Raw genomic sequence first — 239 nt, forward strand, 5'->3', positions numbered from 1 at the left:
ATATGACGACTCCCCTGACGCTGGAAGGCGTCTGGCCTCGGGCACGGTTGATCGGCCGGGAGATTTCCGTCGCAGTTTTCGCCTTGATCGGGCTGGGACCCATAGGCGCCACGGCCGTCGAAAAGGCGATGGCTCTCGGCATGATGGTCATGGCCTTCGATCCTTATGCTCCAGCAGATCTGCCTGTCTGGTCGCACATAGCCCGCAGCGAGTCCCTGGACGATATCCTCGCGCATGGC

General features: G+C 61.9%; 1 protein-coding gene. It reads left to right on the forward strand.

The features are described from left to right. The coding region (locus KVS69_RS20475) for an NAD(P)-dependent oxidoreductase (protein WP_302675404.1) at nt 1–239 on the forward strand (239 nt) is incomplete at both ends.

Origin of the sequence: Stenotrophomonas sp. GbtcB23 (assembly GCF_019091045.1) — a bacterium.
In the GTDB taxonomy this organism is placed as follows: Bacteria; Pseudomonadota; Gammaproteobacteria; order Xanthomonadales; family Xanthomonadaceae; genus Stenotrophomonas; species Stenotrophomonas rhizophila_A.